Genomic DNA, 22,599 nt, shown 5'->3' on the forward strand with positions numbered 1-22,599 from the left:
AAGGATGTAATAAATTAAAAAATCCCTTCCGGTTATGAAAGGGATTAAATCTTATTCCGCTTTCGCGAAAATATTATTTATACATCACCTTTCTAACCGCATTTACCACGTCATCGCTGTTAGGCAACCACTCTTTAAGTAATACTGGTGAGTAAGGCGCAGGTGTATCTGCTGTATTTATACGTTGTATAGGAGCATCTAAATGATCAAAACAATGCGCTTGTACTTGATATGTAATTTCTGTTGAAACATTCCCAAAAGGCCAAGCCTCTTCAAGAATCACAAGTCTGTTTGTTTTTCTTACAGACTCAAAAATAGCTTCTTTATCTAAAGGTCTTACCGTACGTAAATCAATAATCTCACAAGAAATCCCTTCCTCTGCAAGTTGATCTGCCGCTTTGTAGGCTTCCTTAATAATCTTTCCAAAAGAAACGATAGTTACATCTTTCCCTTCACGCTTAATATCTGCAACACCTATAGGTAATACATATTCTCCATCAGGCACTTCTCCTTTATCACCATACATCTGCTCAGACTCCATGAAAATCACAGGATCGTTATCACGTATTGCTGCTTTTAAAAGTCCTTTTGCATCATAAGGATTAGATGGCACTACTACTTTAAGACCTGGAGTATTTGCAAACCAGTTTTCAAAAGCTTGAGAGTGTGTTGCTCCTAGTTGCCCTGCAGATCCTGTAGGGCCACGGAAAACTATAGGACAAGGAAACTGACCACCAGACATTTGTCTGATTTTGGCAGCGTTGTTTATAATTTGATCAATACCTACTAATGAGAAGTTAAATGTCATATACTCAATAATAGGACGTAATCCTGTCATTGTGCTTCCTACACCTATTCCTCCAAAACCAAGCTCTGCAATAGGAGTATCAATTACTCTATCTGCTCCAAACTCGTCTAGCATTCCCTTTGACGCCTTGTAAGCTCCATTATATTCTGCTACCTCTTCACCCATTAAATAAACAGATTCATCACGGCGCATCTCTTCGCTCATTGCCTCACAAATGGCTTCTCTAAACTGGATTGTTCTCATAGTATATAAACCGCTCTAGCGGAAATTTAATCAAGGCTTCTCATAACACTGAAAATTACCTTATTAATATTGTCTTCTTTTAACAATCACAAAAATAAGCAATTCCAAAACCTCAATAAATTACATTTTTGTAAAATTTTACTATGCACGCACAGTAAATTATACTTTTTTGTGTTATTTTTGTTACGAAAACGAAATAGTTTAGGATTACGCTTTCGCGAAAGCGTACCTTTATATAAAATATAAATTCTATGAAAATATTAGTGTGCATCAGTCACGTACCTGATACGACATCAAAAATTAACTTCACAGACGGAGATACAAAATTTGATACTAACGGTGTTCAATTTGTAATCAACCCAAACGATGAGTTTGGATTGACACGTGCTATGTGGTTTAAAGAAAAACAAGGAGCCTCTGTAGACGTGATTAACGTAGGAGGACCAGAAACAGAACCTACATTGCGTAAAGCACTTGCAATAGGAGCAGATACTGCAATCCGTGTGAATGTGGAAGCAAAAGATGGTTTTCAAGTAGCAAAGGAACTTGCAAAAGTTGTTCAAGATGGAGGGTATGACCTAGTAATTGCTGGTCGTGAATCTATTGATTACAACGGTGGTATGGTACCTGGAATGCTTGCTGGACTTACAGGAGCAAACTTTGTAAATACATGTATCTCACTAGATGTAGACGGGACAACTGCTACTGCTACTAGAGAAATAGATGGCGGAAAAGAAACTGTAAAGACTTCGCTTCCTCTTGTAATAGGAGGTCAAAAAGGTCTTGTAGAAGAAAGCGATCTACGTATTCCTAACATGAGAGGAATCATGATGGCACGTAAAAAGCCTTTAAACGTAGTAGAACCTTCTGGCGCTGAAACCGAAACAAATGCTGTTTCTTTTGAAAAGCCTGCACCTAAAGGAGCTGTTAAACTTGTAGAAACAGTAGACGAGTTAATCGACCTGTTACACAACGAAGCAAAAGCTATCTAATTTACGTAGATAACTTTTTAATCTAATAATAATCCCGAATAGTTGAACCACGTGTTCGCCTCTTTGGAAATTCTTATAAATATGTCAGTTTTAGTATATACAGAATCAGAAAACGGAGTGTTTAAGAAAGCTTCTTTAGAAGTTGCTTCTTATGCAAAAGGAATTGCAGATATGATGGGAACATCTGTAACTGCAGTTGCCGTAAATGGTGGAGATACTGCACCATTAGGAACTTACGGAGTAGATAAAGTTCTTAACATAAAAGACGCAAAGCTAGATGCATTTAATGCTGCAGCTTATGCAAAAGGAATCGCAGCCGCTGCAAAGGCAGAAGGTGCTCAAGTAGTTGTACTTACACAGAGTGCAAATGCTAAGTATCTAGCACCTCTTCTAGCGGTAGCGCTAGAGGCAGGATATGCATCAAATGTAGTATCACTTCCAGAAAGTGCTTCTCCATTTACAGTAAAGCGTACTGCTTTTACAAACAAGGCTTTTAGCCACACAGAAATAACTACAGCAATAAAAATTGTAGGACTTGGGCAAAACGCTTACGGTCTTAAAGAAGCTTCTGGAGCAGCAGCAACAGAAGACTTTTCTCCAGAGCTTGGAGATTTTGGTGTAGAAGTTCAGTCTGTAGATAAAGCAACAGATAAGGTATCTATTGCAGATGCAGAGGTTGTAGTATCGGCAGGTCGTGGTCTTAAAGGTCCAGAAAACTGGGGAATGATAGAAGAAATGGCAGATATTCTTGGAGCAGCAACAGCTTGTTCTAAGCCTGTATCAGATCTAGGATGGAGACCTCACGGTGAGCACGTAGGACAAACTGGTAAGCCAGTAGCGTCTAACTTGTATATCGCTATAGGTATCTCTGGAGCTATACAGCACCTTGCAGGGATTAACTCTTCTAAAGTAAAAGTAGTAATCAACAACGACCCAGAAGCTCCTTTCTTTAAGGCTGCAGATTATGGAATCGTAGGAGATGCTTTTGAAGTTGTCCCAGAACTTAACGAAAAATTAAGAGCATTTAAGGCTGCAAATAGCTAGATAACGACTCTCTAAAATAAAAAATGAGCTTAAATATTTCTTTAAGCTCATTTTTATTTAACCCCTTTTGCACTGTAAATCATATAGATAGCTAGTGTTTTTAAGAGTCTAACTCTAGATAGATAAACTTCTTTACTTATGCAGCCTTTTTCCTATTTTTGCAACTTATGAGCTTAGTGCGTTTAAATATAAAAGGAATATCCTACAGCCAGACTCAGAATGGAGCATATGCTTTGATTCTAACGGAGCAAGGAGGAGATCGTAAATTACCTATAGTTATAGGAGCCTTTGAGGCACAATCTATTGCAATCGCTTTAGAAAAAGAAATTAAACCACCTCGCCCTCTTACGCACGACCTGTTTAAAAATTTTGCAGATCGCTTTGATGTGGTTATCAAACAAGTGATTATACACAAACTTGTAGACGGCGTTTTTTACTCTAGCATTATTTGCGAGCGTGACAACATTGAAGAAATAGTAGATGCCCGCACTAGTGATGCCATATCGCTAGCCTTACGTTTCCAAGCGCCTATTTTTACATACAAAAACATTTTAGACAAAGCAGGGATTTTCTTAAAAGGAAATACAAATCCTGAAGAGTTTACAGAAGATGACGAAATCCTAATGGATGAAATCTTATTAGAAGACGAGACATCTTCTAGCGATAGTGACTATAACAAAATGTCGCTTCAAGACTTACACGATAAACTTGATCAAGCGGTAAATAGTGAAGACTATGAAACTGCTGCCCAGTTAAGAGATGAAATCTCAAAACGCAACTAACATACTTATTATATGCGCAAATTACTACTTACCCTATTGGTATTATTAAGTTCATTTACCGCATTTGCGCAAGAAGCACCTCAAGCCGTTATGGATGTGGTTCCTTCTCAAGGGTTTTCTCTTGAGAGCTTTGGACGTGGTGTACTAGGGATGTTTTCTCTTATATTAATTGCCTTTTTATTTAGTAGTAATCGCAAAGCGATAAACTGGAAAACGGTAGCCGTAGGCCTCGCCTTCCAGCTTGTTATTGCTGTTGGGGTTCTCAAAGTTGCTTTTATAGAAAAGATTTTTGACTTCATTGGAGGAATATTTGTAGCCATACTCAACTTTACACTCGCAGGTAGTGACTTCCTTTTTCAAGGACTGGTAAGTGACACCTCTACCTTTGGGTACATATTTGCTTTTCAAGTACTACCTACCATCATATTTTTCTCTGCCCTTACTTCTGTAATGTACTATTTCGGGATTATTCAAAAGGTGGTAAAGGCCTTTGGATGGTTATTATCTAAATTATTAGGAATCTCTGGAGCAGAGAGTTTAAGTGTTGCTGGTAATATATTCTTAGGACAAACTGAGGCACCACTTTTAATAAAAGCATACCTAGAAAAAATGAACAAGTCAGAGATTCTACTTGTTATGATAGGTGGTATGGCAACAGTAGCAGGAGCTGTTCTTGCGGCATATATAGGATTTCTAGGTGGTGAAGACGAGGCTTTGCGTCTCATATTTGCAAAGCACCTACTTGCGGCCTCTGTAATGGCTGCACCTGGCGCAATTGTAATATCAAAAATACTATATCCTCAAACTGAAGAGGTAAACACAGACGTGAGTGTATCTAATGACAAGATAGGAGCAAACGTTCTTGACGCTATCGCAAATGGTACTACAGAAGGTCTTAGACTTGCCGTAAACGTAGGCGCGATGCTTCTAGTATTTGTAGCTTTTATAGCAATGGCAAACGGCATCTTAGGTTGGATAGGAGAAGTAACTACAATAAACGATTGGGTTGCAGCAAACTCGACATACCCTAAGCTTTCACTGGAAGCTATCTTAGGAACCATCTTTGCACCGCTAATGTGGCTCATAGGTGTTGCAAGTGAAGACACCACAATGATGGGACAACTACTTGGAATCAAACTAGCAGCCAGCGAGTTTGTAGGTTATATCCAACTCGCAGAACTGAAGAATACTGCAAATGCAATTCACCTCAACAATGAGAAGTCTATCATTATGGCGACTTATATGCTTTGTGGCTTTGCAAACTTTGCTTCTATTGGTATTCAGATAGGTGGTATTGGATCTCTAGCTCCTGGACAGCGCACGCAGCTGTCTCGTTTTGGCTTAAAAGCTCTTATCGGAGGTTCTATTGCTTCCTTAATTTCGGCTACTATTGCAGGGATGATTATTGGTTAAGAAACCACATCCATCATTGTAAATAATTCATTTTCTTTTCGACTGTATAAGTCCGCTTTCGCGAAAGCGTACCCATTCATTGTGCCTTTTCCTTAAAATCTTAGCCTCTTAGTTTTAATAAATTAACAGCGGGATTTTAAATATGCCATGAAAATATACTAACTTATAGTGTTAAAAAGACTTCTTGAGAATTCACTTAAACTCATTGCTATGAAAACTATTTACAACGTTACCAAATTAACTTGGGCGAGCATACTACTGCTCTTCCCATTATTAATAATGGCTCAAACTGCCACCACGACCATTACCGGATCTATAAATGACCGCGAGACTAAACAAGCTATAAGCGGAGCAACCATCACGCTAGTAGGCACAAACATAAGTACCATCTCAAATACTGAAGGAGATTTTGCTTTAAAAATAATGGAAGCCACAACTAAGCCTTCCCTACTTATTGAAGCCTTAGGATATAAAAACAGCATACAAGATATTACAGATGTAGATGATGATATTGACATACGCCTATCTCCAAAGAGCGTAGACCTAAGCGAGGTGCAAGTTGTGGGATATAAATCTGCTAAAGAGCTTGTAAAAAAAGTCTTTAATAGGAAAAGAGAAAACTACATAGGTGAACCGCTTAAGATGACGGCATTCTATCGAGAGACTATCAAGAAAAGAAACAAAAATGCATCACTAGCCGAGGCTGTTGTCTCTATCCAAAAGGAAGGATACATAAGCAACAAGGAAGACCAAATACGCTTACTTAAATCAAGAAAAAGCACAGATTACGCTAAGCTAGACACTATTGCTTTAAAACTACAAGGAGGCCCTTTTAGCACTTTGTACGTAGATGTGATGAAGTATCCAGAATACATCTTTACACCAGAAACCATGGAAGCTTATAATTTTAGTTTTGAAACCCCTACAGAGCTCAACGGTAAAGATGTACTAGTGGTGGGCTTTGAGCCAAAACCTAACATTGTAGGACCTTTATATGCCGGCCAATTGTATGTGAGCGCCACATCGCTAGCATTGCAAAAAGCAACATTTACACTAGATCTTACAAACGAAATTGAAGTCAATAAAATGTTTGTAAAAAGCAAACCCAATGGCGTTCGAGTAAAAGCTAAAGACATCTCTTATGAAGTGGATTATCGCGAGAAAAATGGAAAATGGTATTACGGCTATGGAAAAGCAAACTTGTCTTTTGAAGTAAAGAAGCGACGACGACTTTTTAAATCCATTTATACACTCTCTTGTGAGATGGCAATAACAGACTGGAAAGTTACTACTGCCGATGCTTTTAGTAAAGGTGGAGAAATATCACCATCAATCATCATGGCAGATGAAAATCTAGGCTTTGGCGATCCAGAGTTTTGGGGAGAATATAATGTGATTGAACCCGAAAGATCTATTGAAGCAGCCATAAAAAAGATAAAACGAAACCTAGAAAAAGATGATAATTATCGCGCTTCTCTAGGAGGTAAATAATCTCATATTAATGTAAAGCAACTTTTTCAAGACCTTCTCAGTGTTAATTGAGAGGGTCTTTTTATTGTTATATTTGTATCATTATATTCAAAACAAACAGACACCAGTAGTCTACTAGCTCTTCTTACTTCACAAAGGAAATTATATCCCATCTATGAAACAATATCACGACCTCATCAAACATGTACTAGAAAACGGAAATCGAAAAGGTGACCGCACAGGTACAGGAACAAAGAGCGTTTTTGGGTATCAAATGAGATTTGATCTCTCTGAAGGATTCCCAATGGTGACAACTAAGAAATTACATCTCAAATCTATTGTTTACGAACTGTTATGGTTCTTACAAGGAGATACAAACATCAAATATTTACAAGAAAATGGTGTACGTATTTGGAATGAATGGGCAGATGAGAATGGTGATCTTGGTCCAGTTTACGGATACCAATGGCGCAACTGGAATGGTGACGAGATTGACCAAATAAAAGATATTGTAGAAACACTTAAAACAAATCCTAACAGCCGTAGAATGCTCGTGAGCGCATGGAATCCCTCTGTGATGCCAGACACCTCGGCATCTTTCTCAGAGAATGTTGCAAATGGTAAAGCCGCGCTTCCACCATGTCACGCTTTCTTCCAGTTTTATGTTGCAGACGGCAAGTTGAGTTGCCAGCTATACCAGCGCAGTGCAGATATCTTTTTAGGAGTTCCGTTTAATATCGCAAGTTATGCGCTCTTTACAATGATGATGGCTCAGGTTTGTGGTTATGAAGCTGGAGAGTTTATACACACCTTTGGAGATGCTCACATCTACTCAAATCACATGGAACAAGTTGAGCTTCAACTCTCAAGAGAATTCCGTACTTTGCCTACATTAAAAATTAATCCTGATGTAAAAGATATCTTTGGCTTCACTTTTGATGACTTTACATTAGAAAACTATAATCCGCATCCACATATTAAAGGAGCAGTGGCTATTTAACCCCCAAATTAACCTACTTACCTCATGAAAAAATTATTATTTGTACTCGCACTTGTAGCTGGAATCACAACGATAAACGCTCAAGAAGGAGTTTACATGAAAAAATCTACCACACTTAGGTTAGATGAAGTTCCTCCTACCTGGCCAGGATGCACAGGATCTATAAATGACAAAAACAATTGCTTAAGGCAAAAACTAGCAACCCACGTTGTACGCAACATGAAGTTTCCAAGTGATTACCAAAAAGGTGCACGCGTTGTAGTTGATATGGTTATCAATAAAGAAGGAAAACCAGTAATAAATAATGTAACTGGTGGTACTCCTGGAATGCAAAAGGCTGTAAAAACAGCTATCATGACTATCCCACAATTAAAACCTGGAAATATAGGAGGAACTCCTAAAGAGAGTAAACTGAAACTTCCATTTACATTTTAATATGCGTTACCTTCTATTAAGCTTATTTTGTGCATGTACATTTTTCTCGCAAAATGCTCATGCACAAAATAAAAAAGACATTTCATTTACTATAGTAGACACTCCACCTAGATATCCTGGGTGTAAGGGAGCAAATGCTAACTTTCTCAAGGAATGTTTCCGTAACAGTGTAGAAACTCTTATTACAGATAATTTTAACTTTAAACAATTCGAGTCGCTTCTTCCCAAAGGCAACCATAGAGTTTTTGTGCAATTCAGAATTTTAGAGGATGGCACTTATGACCAGTTATCTGTGCGTACACCGTATACTTCTATAGAAAAAGAAGCTATTAAGGCGCTATCAAATCTACCACGGTTTGAAGGAGCGATGCACAAAGACAAACCAAGAAATGCTTTATTTGCTACAGCATTTACTGTAGTTGTAAATGAAGGTATCATAGCTACGGAAGACGATAAGAATTAAATTTCTTACACCCTTATCTATAATAAGGATTTGACCCTGTTTTATCTGTTTGAGTAGCTCTTCTTGCTCATTTAACAAACATTTATTACGTTATTCCTTCTGTCACGGGCTTCTCACAAGCACGGCATGGTAAAAACCCGTAAATTTATATGACTCATAAAAGTCATATGTATGATTGCTATAGAAAACCTTGTCGAATTCTTTATTGAAACTCGAGCACACACAGAGAATATCTGTAAACCACTAGAAATTGAAGATTACGTTGTACAACCCATTGCAGACGTCTCTCCCCCAAAATGGCACCTAGGCCATACTACTTGGTTTTTTGAAGAATTCATTCTTAAGCATCATAAAAAAGGATACACCCTTTTTAGTGAAGACTTTGCATTCGTATTTAATAGCTACTATGAAAGCGTAGGAAAAAGAGTCGTGCGCACAGATCGCGGCAACCTATCAAGACCAACCGTAGAGCAAGTGTATGCATATCGTAAATACGTGACTCAAGCACTCCAAGAGCTTCTTGAAGAAGAAATTACACCTACAGTAAAAAAGCTGCTTACCATTGGCATACACCACGAGAAACAGCATCAAGAATTACTAGTTACAGATATTAAATATATCTTAGGCAACAATCCCCTTACGCCTATTTACGGAGGAGAATTACGCTTTCGCGAAAGCGAAAAAGGAACACAACCAAGCTTTATCGCCATTAAAGAAGGAGTTTATGAGATAGGTCATACTGGGGACGAGTTTTGCTACGATAATGAATTAGGTCATCATAAAGTCTACTTGCACGATTATCAAATATCAAACAAACTAGTAACCAATGGCGAGTGGATAGCATTTATTGAGGCTGGAGGTTATCAAGAAACACTCTTATGGCATGCCGAAGGCTGGGACTGGGTAGACACTCATGAGATAACTGCTCCTATGTACTGGCATCTAGTAGGTGACGAATGGTATCAATACACTCTCGATAAAGGATTACAAAAAATTAATCCAGATGAGACCCTTGCACATATCTCCTATTATGAAGCTTTTGCTTTTGCACAATGGAAAGGAATGAGGTTGCCTACAGAATTTGAATGGGAAGTCGCCAGCTCTCAACTAGACTGGGGTGATCGCTGGGAATGGACAGAAAGTTCATACTTACCTTACCCTGGCTACACAAAAGAAGAAGGAGCCCTAGGTGAATATAACGGGAAGTTCATGGTTAATCAAAAAGTCTTGAGAGGTGGCTCTGTAGCCACGCCATCTAAACATACAAGACATACATATCGCAATTTCTTTCAGACCGGATTACGCTGGCAATTTACAGGCTTACGCCTCGCCAAATAATATTGAAAGTATTTATAAAAACACACGACATAAACGTCTATGACGACCAAAACTACTACCATCAAATCTGCATTTAGTCAAGAAGTAACAGAAGGACTCACCTCCTTCCCAAAGTTTCTTTCCTCAAAATATATCTATGATAAAAAAGGCGATAAGCTTTTTCAAGATATTATGGCAATGCCTACTTACTACCTTACAGACTGCGAGTTTGAAATTTTTGAAACGCATAAGGAAGCGATTTCAAAAGCTTTTACAGATACAGAAGGTTTTGACCTTATAGAACTGGGCGCTGGAGATGGCAAGAAAACTAAAGTCCTTTTAAAGCACTTAATAGAAAGAGGAGATACCTTTGCATATTTACCTATAGATATTAGTCAGAATGTGCTGGATGGACTTAAAGAAAGTGTAGAAAGAGAAATACCAGATATTGTCATAAAACCTCAGCAGGGAACTTATTTTGAAGTCCTTGAAGATGTTGCTGGTTACAATGAACGTAAGAAAGTAATCATGGTACTAGGTTCAAACATAGGGAACCTGCTACACCCACAAGCTATAGATTTCCTTACAAATATCCAGAAAGCAATGACCCTGGGAGATTTACTTTATATGGGGTTTGATCAAAAGAAAAATCCGCAGACTATACTTGACGCTTATAATGACCCTGAAGGGGTTACCGAGGCGTTTAATAAAAACTTACTGCACCGTATTAATAATGAAATGGATGCAGATTTCAACCCTGATAATTTTAAACACTGGGAAGTTTACGACCCAGAAACTGGTACTGCCAAAAGTTATCTTGTAAGCACAAAAGACCAGTCTGCTATTATAAAATCACTAGACCTTAAGGTAGATTTTACTGCATGGGAAACCATACATACAGAGATTAGTCAGAAATATGATGACAACATTGTAGAGTGGCTAGCTAGTGAGTCTGGACTCGAGATAATCAATGAATTCTCAGACAGCAAAGCCTATTATAAAAACTACTTATTCAAGAAAAAATAACAATATTATAAGCGCAGAAGTAACTTCTCACATTTATAAAAAAAATTATTATGAAAGCAATTTGGAATGATCAAGTGATAGCAGAAAGTAATGATACCGTTGTAATTGAAAACAATCACTACTTCCCTCATGACGCTATAAAGAAAGAATTTTTTACATCAAGTGAACTGCAGAGCACCTGCCCATGGAAAGGTGTCGCTTCTTATTACACCGTTACTGTAGATGGAAAAGAAAATAAAGACGCCGCTTGGTTTTATCCAGAAGTGAGCGAACTAGCAAAAGGAATTAAAAACCACGTTGCTTTCTGGCGAGGTATACAAGTAGTTGATTAAAACAACTTGTCGAAACAATACACAAAAAGCCATTTCTTAATAAGAAATGGCTTTTTCTATATATTATAATTCAAGAACACTATTTTCTGTAGCGGCATAAGCATTATACTGAAAACGATCTGCTTCTGCTTCATTTACCCACTCACCATCTACTACATAACGAAACTCGTAAGAGCTCTCTGTAGGAATATCAAAAGTTCCTTTAAAAGTTCCATTCTTTAATTTCTTGAGAGATGTAGATGTGTCCCAGTTATTAAAATCACCAGCAACAGCTACAGTACTTGCGTGTGCTGCAGGTATTGCAAATGTAACTTTACAAACAGGTTTTGTTTTTAAAAATTTTTTTGTGACTGCCATAATAAGAGGTTTAAAAATACACCCAAATATAGCAGGATATTTACTTAAAAAACACTATATCAATAGTTTAACCTTATTTTTACGATATAACAATATTGGGAGCTTTAAAATTAAAAAGCCACAAAGCGAAAACGTTTGCACTTCCTAAAAGTATCGTAACTGCTTATCGCACAACACAAAATTAGTGTTGTATTAATCATAAATTTTACAACCAATCATTGCTTGATGCTACACAAGAGCCAGTAATTTATTGAGATCTTCTTCTGTATTAAAATAATGAAACCCTACTCGCACACCTTCACCTCGTGCAATAGTTATTATTCCTTCATCCCTTAATCGAGCTACAAGCTGGTCATCTCCTTTAATATTAAAAAACGATCCATGATCTACTCGATCTATAATTTCTTTTGAAATAAGTCCTTTCTCAGCAAATGCTGCTTTTGCTTTACTGTTGATGGCTTTTACTTTTTCATCTATGGTTGTCATACCTAACTGTCTTATTACATCAATGGCAACACCTAAACTTCCATAATTGAGCGTGTCTTGATGACCAGGCTCAAACCTTCCTAAAAAACTACCTTCCTGAGGTTTATATTTCCCTTGTATAGAATTGAAACCTGTGGTTCTAGGAGCTACTCGTTCTGCTACAGATTCTTTAAATAAAAACAGCGCATTGCCGTATCCAGCATTCATCCACTTATAAGTACTTCCTCCTATCACATCAAAGGCAGAATTGTCAAAGTCAAATACTTCGGTGCCTAGATATTGCGTAGCATCAGCAAAAAATAAGGTGTCGGGATATTTTGACTTTAACTCTTTCAAGAACTCATGATTGATTTTTATACCAGATAACCACTGTACCATGGAAAAGGCAAATATATCTGGTTGCGCTTTCGCGAAAGCGGTTGCTATCTCCTCCTCAATAGTTCCCGTAATTTTTATATAACTCACGTCAAAATCACGACTCTCAAAAGGCCAATTTACCGAAGGATAATCTCCTTCTAAAAGGAGTACTTTTTTATGTGTTGTAATTCCTTCAATAAGCGTGTTGAATCCGTAAGAAAAATTAGGCACAAGTGCTACTCTGTTTGCTTTGCAAGAGAAAAGCTTACCTACCTTTTCTCGTACGCTTGTGAGTACTTTTGCTTGATTCTCTTTAAGTATACTACCTTGTATAAGAAAATCGAGATCATGCTCTTGACGCCACTCCATGACAGGCAGTGATAATAAGCCCGATGCTGCAGTATTGAGATAGGTGTACTGTTTTAAAATAGGAAAGAGTTTTGCAAAATTTTTCATAAGCTATTTACGATTGACGCTCAAAAAGGCTAATTTTATATAACCATCTAAAGGTCGCATTTTATGTCACTATTTTCAAAGAAAACTACTACTTCTATTGATCCTGTTCAAAAAGAACTTATTGAAAACGCGCAAGCACGCGTACGTCAAAAGAAGAATCTCTATAGACACTTTGTTACTTTTCTTGCTGGGGCAATCTTACTTATTGTTATTAACCAAGTACTTCATGTAGGTGAAGAATTTAAGCCATTTCAGAAACCTTGGTTTGTGTGGGCAATACTTATATGGACATTCTTTTTCCTCATTCATCTTATAAACGTACTGCTCATGAGCAAGTTTATGAATAAGGAGTGGGAACAAAAGCACCTTGATAGACTTGTTGCAAAACAGAAAGTGCGTATAGCAGAACTTGAAGAAGATGTAGCTTTATCACATCCATTACCAGAAAAAAAAAGTCCAGTAATGAGGAATCCTTCCTTTCCTCTAGAAGATCAGAATACGCTCCTATGATAACAATGATCGCTGCCGCTGCAGAAAATAATGCCTTAGGAAAGGATGGTGACATCCCCTGGCATTTACCAGATGATTTTAAACACTTCAAACAATTAACTACTGGTCACCACATCATAATGGGGCGTAAAACGTGGGAAACTTTCCCTAAACCGCTACCTAATCGCACGCATGTGGTAATAACACGCGATCATAGTTATAAGGCAGAAAATGCTGTTGTAGTGCATTCTCTTGAAGATGCACTAGCATATTGCAAGGATGAAGCTCATACTTATATTATAGGAGGTGGTGAGATTTATAAATTAGGGATGGACTATGCAACACATATAGAACTTACACGCGTTCATAACGAATTTGAAGCAGATGCTTTTTTTCCAGAGATTAATACAAATCAATGGGAGTTAGTAAGCAGTGTTTTTCACGACGTAGATGATAGACATAAAAATGGATTTACTTTCGAAAGCTGGAAAAAGCTGTAATCCTCATTAAATAGTACATCATGAAACTTCGAGACAAAAAGACTGCCTTACTATTAATAGATTTACAGAAAGGATTTTCTGAAGAATCCCACTGGGGAGGCAACCGTAACAATCCCAATGCAGAAGAAAAAGCATTAGAATTACTTACAATGTGGCGCTCATTAGGTCTCCCTATATTTCATAGCATTCATAGCTCTCGAGATCCACTATCACCACTACATGAATCACAACCTGGTTTTCAAATGCTAGATGACCTCGTACCTCAACCTAATGAACCTCTCATTATAAAGCACGTAAATAGTGCATTTATAGATACAGATCTCAAAGCACAACTAGACGCCCAGCACATCAAACAACTAGTAATTGTAGGTCTTACCACAAATCACTGTATCTCTACCACAACACGTATGGCTGGTAATTATGGGTTTGAAACCTACCTAGTTTCTGACGCTACAGCAACTTTTGATAGAAAAGGAATAGATGGCACAATATATCCTTCTGAGCTTATCCACCAGACGGCACTAGCGAGCTTACATGAAGAATTTACTACAGTAATTGACACCGCTAGTCTTTTAGAGATTCTATAATACCCTGCTTATATCAATACAATAGTTATTGTATTTTTGAACTTTTAAATTTCATCTAGTACGCTTTCGCGAAAGCGCACTCAAATAGGATTACCCATGAAAGCATATATATTTCCAGGACAAGGAGCTCAATTCTCAGGAATGGGTCTTGATATTTTTGAAAAGTACCCTCTTGCACAAAGTCTTTTTTTAAAGGCAAATGATGTATTAGGTTTTAATATTACAGACGTAATGTTTGAAGGATCTGCAGAGGATTTGAAGCAAACTCAAGTTACTCAACCTGCCATATTCATTCATTCTATAGCTCTTAAAACCGTGATGACAGATTTTAAACCATCTATGGTTGCTGGTCACTCTCTTGGAGAATTCTCTGCACTCGTTGCAAGTGGTGCGCTGGATTTTGAAGACGGTCTTAAACTTGTAAGTAAGCGTGCTCAGGCTATGCAAAAGGCATGTGAATTACAACCTTCTACTATGGCGGCCGTTTTAGGTCTTGAAGATAACATTGTAGAAGAAGTTTGTAATGAAATTGCTGGTGTTGTTGTGGCAGCAAACTATAATTGCCCTGGCCAGCTTGTTATTTCTGGTGAGGTAGAGGCGATTAACAAAGCTTGCGAGGCTATGAAAGAGAAAGGTGCACGCCGCGCTCTAGTGCTACCTGTAGGCGGTGCTTTTCACTCTCCTATGATGGAGCCAGCTCGTGAAGAACTAGCTGCAGCTATAGAGAATACAGTTTTTAAAAACCCAGTATGCCCTATTTATCAAAACGTAACTGCTAGTGCTGTTACAAGTGCTAGCGAAATTCAAAAAAATCTTATCGCACAGCTTACTGCTCCTGTAAGATGGACACAAACTATACAACAAATGGTAGCAGATGGTGCTACAGAATTTGTAGAAGTAGGACCAGGTAAAGTATTACAAGGTCTTGTAAGAAAAATAAATAGAGATGTTACTGCAAGTAGTGCAGTACTTCCTGAGTAAATAATAAATACTATTCATAAAAAAACCAGCCCTAGGGCTGGTTTTTTATTGTCTAAAAGCTACAATGTTGAATAACATTCTCGCTTTAGTAAACTATATATAAATTAGTTTACTGCTTTTTTTACAGCATCACCAGCTTTAGTTGCAGCATCTTTAGTTGCATTTGCAGCATCGTTTGCAGCGTCTTTAGTTGCATTTGCAGCATCCTTTACAGCATCACCAGTTGCGTTTGCAGCATCCTTTGCACCTTCCATTGTTGCATCTGCAGCGTTTTCGATAGCATTTCCAGCTTCGTTAGCAGCATTTCCAGCAGCATCAGCAGCTTCTCCAGCAGCATCCTTCACAGAGTTTCCTGCGTCATTTAAAGCATCACCTGTTGCGCTTGCAGCGTTTTCAACAGCATTTCCAGCCTCATTTGCTTTTTCTTCCATTTCTCTACAAGAAACAGCTCCTACGATTAATGCTAAAGCAGCAACATTTAAAATAAATCTTTTCATAATTGAAATTTGTTTGGATAATTAGATGCGCGAATTTAACATAATTTCACATTCTCCCTACATAATAGGTATACTTTATAAGGTGTTTATCGACAAAATGCAAATTTCTTAGGTATTACGTCAAAATCTTAACGATTTAAGATAAATCTTGATTTGGAATGCATTTCTTGAATTTTTCCAAAAAAATTAATAAAACAATTTATGGTAGGAATTATTCCTAATTTTCATACATTTACCCTATGGGCATAAACGATTTACCTTCAGAAATACGCAGATTTAAGGAAGTGCGAGAAGATCACGACTTCACGCAAGCAGAATTTGCAGATAAATTAGGGATAAAAAATAGCACGGCAGATATAGAACGTGGTAGAACAAAACTATCTGGACAAGTTATTACTGAGCTATTGAGATTATTTAATATCAATCCGTTATGGATTTATGGCTATAGCAAGCAAAAACATCTCAATACAGATAAAAGTGATGTAAGTCCTAAGGTAGTTATTGTCGATAAAGATGATAATGAAAACATGGTGCTCGTAAATCAAAAAGCAGCTGCAGGATACCCTAATAACATTGCAGATGTAGAATGGTATCAAAAACTTCCAGCCTTTGATTTTCCTATCCCACAGTATCGGAATGCGACTTATAGAGGTTTTCAAATAGAAGGTGATAGTATGATGCCTAGTTTTAGACCAGAAGACTGGGTTCTGGCAAAAGGAGTAGAGAGCTTAGATTATGCTAGTGATAATAAGGTTTACGTTATTGTCTTACAAGATGCCGTAGTAGTTAAGAAATTACAGAAAATGCCAGATTCAAAGAAGGTATTACTAATATCTATAAATGAAGAGTATGTGCCTTATGAAGTAGCGGTAAGTGACATTCAAGAAATATGGCAGGTAAATAGCAAGCTTACTTTTAATCTTGACGAAGGAAGTAGCAATAGTTTACTTAAGGAGCTCCAGCAATCCATGCTTGATCTCAAAGCACAAATGACACAATTTAAAGCATAAAAAAAGGTCGATAACTCTATGAGTCATCGACCTTTTACAATATAAACTTGATAATTAATTATCAGTTTTAACTTTTACCTCTCCGTCTTCATCTACTTTCACCTTAGTTTCAGAACCGTCAACGCCTTCTACCTTTAATTTGTAGCCATCGTCAGTATCTTTTTCCTTAGTCACCTCACCGTTAGCCTTTGCTTCTTCTATAATAACTTCGGCTTCAGTTTTCTTTTCTTTACAAGATGTAAATGATACCGCAAGGATACCAAGAGCTATAGCTCCTATTTTTAATGATTTCATAATTTTAAATTTTGGTTGTTTGAAAAAAAATGGTTGTTAGACTTAATTATCGTCTGTACCGCCAGTTCCTGTATTCTCTTTGATCTCGTCAACACCTTCTTCTATAACATCTCCAGCATCATCCATAGCGTCTTCTACATCATCTATTGCATCTTCAAGATCATCTCCATTATCTGTAGATACTTCAACAGTTTTATTCTCTCTACAAGAAGTAAGTGTAAATGACGTTCCTAAAAGAGCTACAAGTGCTAGACTTAAAAAAATTCTTTTCATTTTGATTAAATTAAATAGTTAATTAAAACATATACGAACGCCACGACGTTTTAGTTGTCGTCTCCTATTTTTTCTATCTCTTCGTTAATTTCCTCGTTTACTTTATTATCAACTTTCTTTGCAGCTCTTTCTAAGATACCTTCACTTTCTCTTTCAGTTTCTACCTGAACTTCTTTTACAACTGTAGTTTCTTTTACTTCAGTCTCTCTGCAGCTTGCTATTGTAAATGATGCAATTAATAGTGCGATAATTGTAATATTTCTTGTTTTCATAATTTGATGGTTGTTTAGAGCACAAATGTATCTTAGTAATAATGCCGTAAAGCACAATTTATAACCAAGGTTTTCCAAATCATTCGTTAACTTTTGAATATCTAGCTCATTTATAGATAAAAACTGTTAATTTTATTTTCATGGATTTTAGAGACACTTACAATTTCTTAGAACGACTACAACAGAACAACACAAAAGAGTGGATGGATGCTCATAGAAATGAATATCATCATGTACGAGACAATCACATCAAATGGCTTAATCAATTAAATGACAAACTCGCCCAATTTGATACTGAGTATTTTGACACCCCAGGTAAAAAAGCAATTAATCGCATCAATAATAATTTGATGTTTCATCCTAACAAGCCTATTTATAAAGACCACATAGGCGCAGGACTAGACCAGAAAACAAAACAAGGAGATTTTTATATCGAAATAGGTCTCAGTCAGAATTTACTTGCAGGAGGCTTCTGGAGGCCTAAAAAAGAGATACTACAAAGTATCCGTGAAGCTATAGATTATAATGGTGAGGAATTAAAAGCTATTATTAACAAACCTAGTTTTATAAAAACCTTTGGTGGTTTATGGGAAGATGATAAACTAAAAACAGCTCCAAAAGGATTTTCTAAAGAGCACCCACATATAGATTTATTAAGAAACAAAACATTTGCAGTAGAGGTAACACTGTCGAAAAAACAAGTACTAGCAGACGATTTTGAGAAAACAATTATTGCAGTCTATAAAGAGATGCTGCCCTTTAGAAGATACTTAAGAGAGGCTGTATCTATAGTAACTTAGAAACCGTCATTTACTCTTGAGCAAACTAATTACTCAAGTAGTCAACAATCGCTTTTGTGGCACCCGTATTATTATTAATAAAGTGTCCCGCAATCATTCCTGTTTGCGCTCTAAATTTATCATCTACGATTAACTTGGATAGACGCTCATCAAATTCGGCCTGATTAGTTACGGCATAAAGTCCTGCGAGTTGCTGTAGTTTTTTTGCTTCGGGAAACTTATCAAAATTGCCTCCAGTTATTATAGGCACACCAAAAGTTGCTGGCTCGAGAATATTATGCAGTCCTGTAGTTCCCATCGCTCCACCCACATAAGCAATATCTGCATAACTATATATTTTAGTAAGAAGACCTATAGTATCTATAATCAATACATCGCAAGACGCCAGTGATGCTGCACTCATTTGAGAGTATAGCATTACTCTGCCCTTAATACTTGAGGCTAGCAGTGCAATTTTTTCAGGCTTAATTTCATGTGGTGCAATGATAAATTTTGCTGCGCCTTCATTACTATTGATATAATTTACAATCACATCATCATCTTCTGCCCAAGTACTGCCACACACTACACATGTTTTGTCATTCTTAAAAGTATGAACAAAATCTAAAGTGTTGTCCATTTCGATTTGATGACTTACTCTGTCATATCTGGTATCTCCGCTTACGCTAAAATTTTCAAATCCTAACTTCTGTAATGCAGTTGCCGAATCTTCGTTTTGCAAAAAAAAGTGCTCAAAACTTTTGAGAGATGCTGTCATCCACTTTCCATAAGGCTTAAAAAATGGCTGACTTTCCCTAAACACCCCTGAAATTAAAAAAGTGCGAATCTTTCGGCGTTGGAGTTCGCATAAATAGTTCGGCCAGAATTCATATTTGACAAAAAATACCATCTCAGGAGAGACTATATCTAGAAACCTAGTGACATTATTTGGAGTGTCAAATGGTAGGTAAACAGTAGCTTTCGCGAAAGCGTTATTCTTTTTAATCTCATAACCAGAAGGCGAGAAAAAGCTAATGACCATCTGGTGCTCTGGATACTTCTTTTTTAACTCCTCAAGAACAGGTACTCCTTGCTCGTATTCTCCTAAAGAAGCTGCATGTATCCAGATAGTAGGCTTACCAGCGATGAGTTCTTTTTCTAAAATTTTTAAGGTATGCTTACGTCCTACTATAGACTTCTTAAGCTTTGCATTAAAAAAACCAGCTACTGGAATTAGAGCTTGAATAAGCGTGATTAAAAGAGAATACAATTTATGCATGGTTTCAAAAATAGTGCTTTGTTCTATAAATAGATTGTTAAGCGGTTGTAGTTTTTGTAATTTCGTTTCGTGTGAAAAAACACATTTATTTATAACTACACTTGCAGGGTTGCCACTTGCTTCCCTCCCACTATACGATGAAAAAAATTCAAATGGTCGACCTTAAAGGTCAATATGCACAGATCAAAGAACGCGTTGATAGCTCAATCATGGAGGTGATTGAAAATACCGCTTTTGTAAACGGACCAGAAGTGCACGCCTTTCAAAAAGAACTGGAGGAATACCTAGGAGTAAAAAATGTTATTCCTTGTGCAAATGGTACAGATGCTTTACAAATTGCTATGATGGGACTAGGTCTAGAGCAAGGTGACGAAGTAATCACTGCAGATTTTACATTTGCCGCTACTGTAGAAGTTATTGCGCTTTTAAAACTTACACCAGTACTAGTTGATGTTGACCCAGTAAACTTTAACATCGACATTGAGGCCATAAAAAAGGCGATTACTCCAAAAACTAAAGCAATTGTACCTGTGCATCTTTTTGGAATGGCAGCAAATATGGATGCCATCATGGACCTTGCTAAGGAGCATAATCTTTATGTAATAGAGGATAATGCACAAGGAATAGGATCTACATTTACTGGTCGTGACGGACAGAAAGTTAAAACCGGTGGTATAGGTCACGTAGGTACAACGTCTTTCTTTCCATCTAAAAATCTAGGATGCTACGGTGATGGTGGTGCTATTTTTACAAATGATGATGAGCTAGCTCACACCATAAGAGGAATAGTAAACCACGGTATGTATGAACGTTATCACCACGACGTAGTAGGTGTTAATAGTAGGCTAGACTCCATACAAGCTGCGGTACTTAGAGCAAAACTACCTCATTTAGACAGTTATAACAAGGCTAGAAGGGATGCTGCACGTAAATACACTGCCGCTTTTACAAATGAGACTAAAATTATAACTCCATTTATATGTGATAGCTGTGATTGCCATGTTTTTCACCAGTACACATTAAGAGTAAAAGATACAGATCGTGATGCGCTAGTAAAGCATCTTAATGAAAACGACATTCCTTGTGGAGTGTACTACCCAATACCACTGCATAGCCAGAAAGCGTATAAAGACACTCGCTATAATGAGGCAGACTTCCCAGTGACTAATGCTATTGTGAAGGATTGTATCTCCTTACCTATGCATACAGAACTAGAAGATGATCAAATTGCATTTATAACTAAAACTATCATTGATTTTGTAAATAAGTAAGCTATGAAATACTGCCTCTCTCTACTACTTGTCATATTTACAAGTTTTATGCTATCCGGTCAAGAAACGCTTCTCCATTGCGGGAAACTCATTGACACTAATAATGGAAAAGTTTTAACCGAACAAACGGTAACCATTTTAGGCAATAGCATTATAAAAGTTGAGAAAGGTTACGCTTCCGCGAAAAGTGGCCAGACCATCATTGATCTTAAGTCAAAGACAGTAATGCCTGGCTTTATAGATATGCACGTGCACGTCGAGAGTGAGACCAATCCGAAACAATATCTGGAAACCTTCACTAAAAATGAAGCAGACGTAGCTTTTACTGCTGCCGAAATTGCAGAGAGAACACTCATGGCAGGATTTACTACTGTACGAGATTTAGGAGGAAGTGGTGTAAATGTATCTTTAAGAAATGCTATTAATAACGGCACAACGAGAGGCCCACGCATCTTTACTGCCGAAAAGGCTATAGGAACCACTGGAGGTCATGCAGATCCCACAAATGGCTTTAAAAAGGTTAACATGGGTGATCCCGGTCCGGCCGAAGGAGTTATTAATAGTGTAGACGATGCTAGAAAAGCAGTAAGACAACGCTATAAAAATGGCGCCGACTTGATAAAGATTACTGCAACTGGTGGAGTACTTAGTGTGAGTAAGAACGGAGACAACCCACAGTTTCGCCAAGAGGAGGTAGATGAGATTGTGCGCACCGCCAAAGAATACGGAATGCACGTCGCTGCGCATGCCCACGGAAAAGAAGGTATGCAACGCGCTATCAAAGCTGGTGTACAAACTATAGAACACGGCTCCTTTATGGATGAAGAAACCGTAAAACTCATGAAACAACATGGAACCTATCTAGTGCCTACACTATCTGCAGGAAAATATGTTGCAGCTAAGGCAAAAATAAAAGGATACTATCCAGACATTATTATTCCTAAGATTGAAAAAGTAGATGCCAATCTTAAAAAGACATTTACCATGGTTGCACAATCTGGAGTAAAAATAGCTTTTGGAACAGATGCCGGAGTGTTTCCTCATGGAGAGAATGCAAAAGAGTTTCGCTACATGACAGAATATGGGTGGTCACCTATGTTTGCTATTCAATCTGCTACCATTACTAACGGAAAGCTATTGGATATGGAAGGACAACTAGGCGTAATTGCTGCTGGATATCTTGCAGACATTGTTGCAACAGATAATGACCCTACGCAAGACATCACAACAACAGAGCGTGTTTCATTTGTCATGAAGAACGGTATTGTATATAAGCAGTAAAGAAACCCAAGTAATATCAATTGACGCTCATTTCCTCAACGGTTTAAGAAGCTCAACATTACCCATAAAAAAACCTCGCTCAGTATATGAGCGAGGTTTTTTTAT

27 protein-coding genes are annotated in these 22,599 nt (G+C 37.4%); 19 read left to right on the forward strand and 8 right to left on the reverse strand.

Going from position 1 to position 22,599, the window contains the following annotated elements; genetic code table 11:
* Positions 1–73: 73 nt before the first annotated feature.
* The gene (locus ACJJVU_RS15545; RefSeq protein ID WP_339849177.1) at positions 74–1,051 is read right to left on the reverse strand and encodes a pyruvate dehydrogenase complex E1 component subunit beta; all 978 of its coding nucleotides are present in this window, start codon (positions 1,049–1,051) and stop codon (positions 74–76) included.
* A 251-nt stretch (positions 1,052–1,302) separates the two neighbouring features.
* Between ACJJVU_RS15545 and ACJJVU_RS15550 the strand changes: the two genes are divergently transcribed.
* The 11 genes from ACJJVU_RS15550 to ACJJVU_RS15600 all read left to right on the forward strand — a co-directional run bounded on the left by ACJJVU_RS15550 (position 1,303) and on the right by ACJJVU_RS15600 (position 11,325).
* Complete coding sequence (locus ACJJVU_RS15550; protein ID WP_339849175.1) at positions 1,303–2,043, forward strand: electron transfer flavoprotein subunit beta/FixA family protein; 741 nt, start codon at positions 1,303–1,305, stop codon at positions 2,041–2,043.
* An 81-nt stretch (positions 2,044–2,124) separates the two neighbouring features.
* The gene (locus ACJJVU_RS15555; protein WP_405227336.1) at positions 2,125–3,087 is read left to right on the forward strand and encodes an electron transfer flavoprotein subunit alpha/FixB family protein; all 963 of its coding nucleotides are present in this window, start codon (positions 2,125–2,127) and stop codon (positions 3,085–3,087) included.
* 167 nt (positions 3,088–3,254) lie between these two features.
* Positions 3,255–3,869 carry a bifunctional nuclease family protein gene (locus ACJJVU_RS15560; protein WP_298330282.1) on the forward strand — a complete coding sequence of 205 codons (615 nt, stop codon included), beginning with the start codon at positions 3,255–3,257 and terminating at the stop codon, positions 3,867–3,869.
* Between the two features lie 12 nt (positions 3,870–3,881).
* Positions 3,882–5,282 carry a NupC/NupG family nucleoside CNT transporter gene (locus ACJJVU_RS15565; RefSeq protein ID WP_405227339.1) on the forward strand — a complete coding sequence of 467 codons (1,401 nt, stop codon included), beginning with the start codon at positions 3,882–3,884 and terminating at the stop codon, positions 5,280–5,282.
* Positions 5,283–5,492: 210 nt separating this feature from the next.
* Positions 5,493–6,773, forward strand: a complete 1,281-nt coding sequence (locus ACJJVU_RS15570) for a carboxypeptidase-like regulatory domain-containing protein (protein WP_405227342.1) — start codon at positions 5,493–5,495, stop codon at positions 6,771–6,773.
* A 154-nt stretch (positions 6,774–6,927) separates the two neighbouring features.
* The gene (locus tag ACJJVU_RS15575; RefSeq protein ID WP_405227345.1) at positions 6,928–7,752 is read left to right on the forward strand and encodes a thymidylate synthase; all 825 of its coding nucleotides are present in this window, start codon (positions 6,928–6,930) and stop codon (positions 7,750–7,752) included.
* A gap of 24 nt (positions 7,753–7,776) precedes the next feature.
* Positions 7,777–8,187, forward strand: coding sequence for an energy transducer TonB (locus tag ACJJVU_RS15580; protein ID WP_405227348.1), 411 nt, complete (start codon positions 7,777–7,779; stop codon positions 8,185–8,187).
* A gap of 1 nt (position 8,188) precedes the next feature.
* Complete coding sequence (locus tag ACJJVU_RS15585; protein ID WP_405227351.1) at positions 8,189–8,650, forward strand: hypothetical protein; 462 nt, start codon at positions 8,189–8,191, stop codon at positions 8,648–8,650.
* A 171-nt stretch (positions 8,651–8,821) separates the two neighbouring features.
* Complete coding sequence (gene egtB / locus ACJJVU_RS15590) at positions 8,822–9,988, forward strand: ergothioneine biosynthesis protein EgtB (protein ID WP_405227354.1); 1,167 nt, start codon at positions 8,822–8,824, stop codon at positions 9,986–9,988.
* 39 nt (positions 9,989–10,027) lie between these two features.
* Positions 10,028–10,993, forward strand: a complete 966-nt coding sequence (locus tag ACJJVU_RS15595) for an L-histidine N(alpha)-methyltransferase (protein WP_405227357.1) — start codon at positions 10,028–10,030, stop codon at positions 10,991–10,993.
* Positions 10,994–11,043: 50 nt separating this feature from the next.
* A complete protein-coding gene (locus ACJJVU_RS15600) occupies positions 11,044–11,325 on the forward strand; it encodes a DUF427 domain-containing protein (protein WP_013750275.1) in 282 nt (93 codons plus the stop codon).
* A gap of 63 nt (positions 11,326–11,388) precedes the next feature.
* Here ACJJVU_RS15600 and ACJJVU_RS15605 read toward each other — a convergent pair whose 3' ends face one another.
* Positions 11,389–11,682 (reverse strand): isoamylase early set domain-containing protein, encoded by a 294-nt coding sequence (locus ACJJVU_RS15605; RefSeq protein ID WP_108877813.1) that lies wholly within the window; start codon positions 11,680–11,682, stop codon positions 11,389–11,391.
* Positions 11,683–11,910: 228 nt separating this feature from the next.
* Positions 11,911–12,981, reverse strand: coding sequence for an aminotransferase class V-fold PLP-dependent enzyme (locus ACJJVU_RS15610; protein ID WP_405227360.1), 1,071 nt, complete (start codon positions 12,979–12,981; stop codon positions 11,911–11,913).
* Positions 12,982–13,044: 63 nt separating this feature from the next.
* Between ACJJVU_RS15610 and ACJJVU_RS15615 the strand changes: the two genes are divergently transcribed.
* The 4 genes from ACJJVU_RS15615 to fabD all read left to right on the forward strand — a co-directional run bounded on the left by ACJJVU_RS15615 (position 13,045) and on the right by fabD (position 15,538).
* Entirely contained in the window at positions 13,045–13,491 is a 447-nt protein-coding gene (locus ACJJVU_RS15615; RefSeq protein ID WP_298330311.1) for a 2TM domain-containing protein, read from the forward strand.
* Positions 13,488–13,970 carry a dihydrofolate reductase gene (locus tag ACJJVU_RS15620; RefSeq protein ID WP_405227364.1) on the forward strand — a complete coding sequence of 161 codons (483 nt, stop codon included), beginning with the start codon at positions 13,488–13,490 and terminating at the stop codon, positions 13,968–13,970. The genes ACJJVU_RS15615 and ACJJVU_RS15620 overlap by 4 nt, the downstream gene beginning before the upstream one ends.
* A gap of 20 nt (positions 13,971–13,990) precedes the next feature.
* Positions 13,991–14,557, forward strand: coding sequence for a cysteine hydrolase family protein (locus ACJJVU_RS15625; protein WP_405227367.1), 567 nt, complete (start codon positions 13,991–13,993; stop codon positions 14,555–14,557).
* A 96-nt stretch (positions 14,558–14,653) separates the two neighbouring features.
* On the forward strand, positions 14,654–15,538 hold the full coding sequence (gene fabD / locus ACJJVU_RS15630) for an ACP S-malonyltransferase (protein WP_405227370.1): 885 nt from the start codon (positions 14,654–14,656) through the stop codon (positions 15,536–15,538).
* 104 nt (positions 15,539–15,642) lie between these two features.
* Here the strand turns inward: fabD and ACJJVU_RS15635 are convergent, their stop codons facing one another.
* Positions 15,643–16,035, reverse strand: coding sequence for a hypothetical protein (locus tag ACJJVU_RS15635; protein ID WP_405227373.1), 393 nt, complete (start codon positions 16,033–16,035; stop codon positions 15,643–15,645).
* Positions 16,036–16,274: 239 nt separating this feature from the next.
* On the opposite strand from ACJJVU_RS15635, the gene ACJJVU_RS15640 reads away from it, so the two are divergent.
* Positions 16,275–17,045 carry a LexA family transcriptional regulator gene (locus ACJJVU_RS15640; RefSeq protein WP_298330327.1) on the forward strand — a complete coding sequence of 257 codons (771 nt, stop codon included), beginning with the start codon at positions 16,275–16,277 and terminating at the stop codon, positions 17,043–17,045.
* Between the two features lie 54 nt (positions 17,046–17,099).
* On the opposite strand, the gene ACJJVU_RS15645 is transcribed toward ACJJVU_RS15640, so the two are convergent.
* From ACJJVU_RS15645 to ACJJVU_RS15655, 3 genes are read right to left on the reverse strand one after another with little or no spacing between them, the layout of a single operon-like run.
* On the reverse strand, positions 17,100–17,339 hold the full coding sequence (locus ACJJVU_RS15645) for a hypothetical protein (protein ID WP_298330332.1): 240 nt from the start codon (positions 17,337–17,339) through the stop codon (positions 17,100–17,102).
* 42 nt (positions 17,340–17,381) lie between these two features.
* Positions 17,382–17,612, reverse strand: coding sequence for a hypothetical protein (locus ACJJVU_RS15650; RefSeq protein WP_405227377.1), 231 nt, complete (start codon positions 17,610–17,612; stop codon positions 17,382–17,384).
* Between the two features lie 50 nt (positions 17,613–17,662).
* The gene (locus tag ACJJVU_RS15655; RefSeq protein WP_108877803.1) at positions 17,663–17,884 is read right to left on the reverse strand and encodes a hypothetical protein; all 222 of its coding nucleotides are present in this window, start codon (positions 17,882–17,884) and stop codon (positions 17,663–17,665) included.
* A gap of 140 nt (positions 17,885–18,024) precedes the next feature.
* Between ACJJVU_RS15655 and ACJJVU_RS15660 the strand changes: the two genes are divergently transcribed.
* Positions 18,025–18,684, forward strand: a complete 660-nt coding sequence (locus ACJJVU_RS15660) for a DUF2461 domain-containing protein (RefSeq protein ID WP_405227380.1) — start codon at positions 18,025–18,027, stop codon at positions 18,682–18,684.
* 25 nt (positions 18,685–18,709) lie between these two features.
* On the opposite strand, the gene ACJJVU_RS15665 is transcribed toward ACJJVU_RS15660, so the two are convergent.
* On the reverse strand, positions 18,710–19,942 hold the full coding sequence (locus ACJJVU_RS15665) for a 3-deoxy-D-manno-octulosonic acid transferase (RefSeq protein ID WP_405227383.1): 1,233 nt from the start codon (positions 19,940–19,942) through the stop codon (positions 18,710–18,712).
* Between the two features lie 137 nt (positions 19,943–20,079).
* Between ACJJVU_RS15665 and ACJJVU_RS15670 the strand changes: the two genes are divergently transcribed.
* Positions 20,080–21,213, forward strand: a complete 1,134-nt coding sequence (locus ACJJVU_RS15670) for a DegT/DnrJ/EryC1/StrS family aminotransferase (RefSeq protein WP_405227386.1) — start codon at positions 20,080–20,082, stop codon at positions 21,211–21,213.
* 3 nt (positions 21,214–21,216) lie between these two features.
* Positions 21,217–22,494, forward strand: coding sequence for an amidohydrolase family protein (locus ACJJVU_RS15675; protein ID WP_405227389.1), 1,278 nt, complete (start codon positions 21,217–21,219; stop codon positions 22,492–22,494).
* The last annotated feature ends 105 nt before the right edge of the window (positions 22,495–22,599 follow it).

The organism is Dokdonia sp. Asnod1-B02, from assembly GCF_045063955.1.
Lineage (GTDB): Bacteria > Bacteroidota > Bacteroidia > Flavobacteriales > Flavobacteriaceae > Dokdonia.